This window comes from Stenotrophomonas sp. HMWF023 (genome assembly GCF_003060985.1).
GTDB classification, from domain to species: domain Bacteria; phylum Pseudomonadota; class Gammaproteobacteria; order Xanthomonadales; family Xanthomonadaceae; genus Stenotrophomonas; species Stenotrophomonas lactitubi.
On the sequence record NZ_QAIJ01000065.1, the window covers coordinates 1 to 2,047 of the forward strand.

General features: G+C 66.6%; 2 protein-coding genes. One reads left to right on the forward strand and one right to left on the reverse strand.

Annotated elements, in window-relative coordinates; all coding sequences use genetic code 11:
- Nucleotides 1–1,079, reverse strand: a 1,079-nt coding sequence (locus DBR20_RS02635) for an acyltransferase family protein (RefSeq protein WP_108265091.1), incomplete at its 3' end; no start/stop codon positions are given.
- Between the two features lie 197 nt (nucleotides 1,080–1,276).
- Between DBR20_RS02635 and DBR20_RS02640 the strand changes: the two genes are divergently transcribed.
- On the forward strand, nucleotides 1,277–2,047 hold a 771-nt coding region (locus tag DBR20_RS02640), incomplete at its 3' end, for a LytTR family DNA-binding domain-containing protein (protein ID WP_108265092.1).

The window sequence follows — 2,047 nt, forward strand, 5'->3', positions numbered from 1 at the left end:
ATGATCACCAGCACCGGCTCCAGACATGCGCCGAGCTGCAACGGCCGCAGCCAGTACAGCAGTACGATCAGCACGGTCTGGTGCAGGATGTACCAGCTGAAGACCGCCTCGCGGCAGTAGCCCAGGCCACGCCATGGCCGGGCAAGCAGCACCTGCGCCCAGCCGAAGATCGCCAGCAGGGCGCTCCAGGTGTACATCGCGCGGCCGACGCGCTCGGTCTGCGCCCATGGCAGCGACAGTACCCATCCCGGCAGGTCGCCAACATCGGGCATCCGGGCCAGTGCGCGGATGCCCAGTTCGACAGTCAGCCCGATCAAGGCCAATACCAGGGTCAACCGCCGGCCACGCACCAGCAGATCCCATCCACGCTGCCAGCGCGCAGCGATGAAGCCGCCGAGGAACAGGGGCAGCGATTCGGCGTGGACATACAGGTCATCGACCAGTGCATGGGTTGGCGGGTGCGCGGGCAGGATGGCCAGCAGTGCCCACGCCAGCCACAGCACCGGCAGCAGCAGGCCCAGCGTGACGATCCAACGGTCGCGAAGATGCAGACCCGGCAGGCGGTGGCGCAGCGGCCGCAACATGCTGGCCAACAGGATCGTCAGCAGCGTGTAGGGGATCAGATAGGCCAGGTACCACAGGTGGTTCCAGGTGAAGCCATAGGCTGCGCCGCTGAAGCTGGCGCCCGGCCACGGCCGGAATTGCCAGTAGCGCCACAGGAAGGCGCCGAGCCCCGGCGTGACGTCGCCCTTGTCCACCGCCTCGCAGTAGGCCTGCAGCGAGACGACCGCGACGATGCCGAACAGCAGCGGCAACAACAGGCGCCAGCCGCGCCGCAACGCGAATCGCCACCGGCCGTGCGCGGGCAGGCACAGGCCCAGTGCGATGCCGGAGATGGCGAACAGCAGGGGCATGCGCCAGCGATTCAGCGCGATCATCGGCCACTGCAGCCACCCGGCCGTGTGAGCGCTCTTGAGGTGGAAGTCCCATCCGGCCACGTAAGCCATGGCCACGTGATAGAGGATCAACAGCCCGAAGGCACCGATGCGCAGGGTGTCGAGGTCGTGGCGGCGAGTCATGGCTGTATCCGTGTTGGCGTTGTCGCAGAGTGGAAGGTCTTCCGGGGTGTCACCATCAGGAGGGGGTAGCTGGATGCCCCGCAGGGTCCAATGGCGGGGTTGGGGGACGAATGGCGTACGTCACCGGGGCTGTGGTTGGTGATAATCCAGCGATGGATGAGCACAACCAGCAGGACCCGCAAGTGCGTGGTGAACCGATGGGCAGCAGCAGGCGGGGACGACAGGCGGCCGTGTTCTGGGCCGTGTTGTTCCTGGGTACTGCGGCGGCCAATGTGCTGGCCAAGGTGATGATGGCGGCGCGTGATGGAGTGCCACCGCAGTGGATGGCGGTGACGATCGATGAATTCAGTAGTGCGCTGGTGTCGCTGCTGCTGTTGGCGCTACTGATCCGTGCCGCTTCACGCTGGCCGCTGCATGCCGATACCTGGCGGCAGCGACTGGTGCCGTACCTGCTGGGTGCGGTCGCGTGGTGGCTGCTGCACGTAAGTGCGATGGTGCTGCTGCGCAAGGGCGCACACGCCTTGTTTGGCAGCCACTACACCTTCGGTGACTGGCCGGCGCAATGGTTCTATGAGTTCTTCAAGGACATCCAGACCTACGCGCTGCTGGTCTCGGCGGTACATGCCGTGGCCTGGTTCGGCCGTCGCCGTCAAGGTGAAGCAACCCTGCTGGCCGCCCCCGATGAGGGTCCGCCGGTCGAGTCGGTCGATCGTCCCGACCATTTCCTGGTGCGCAAGCTGGGCAAGGAGTTCCTGGTGGCCACGGCCGATGTCGAGTACGCCCAGGCCGCCGGCAACTACGTGAACCTGCGGGTGCGCGGCCATGACTACCCGCTGCGGATCACCATGGCGGTGCTGGAAGCGCGGCTGGACCCGGTCCTGTTCCTGCGCAGCCACCGCAGCTGGCTGGTCAACCGTGACCAGCTGCGCTCGATCGAGCCGCTGGATGGCGGCGAGGCCTTGCTGCAC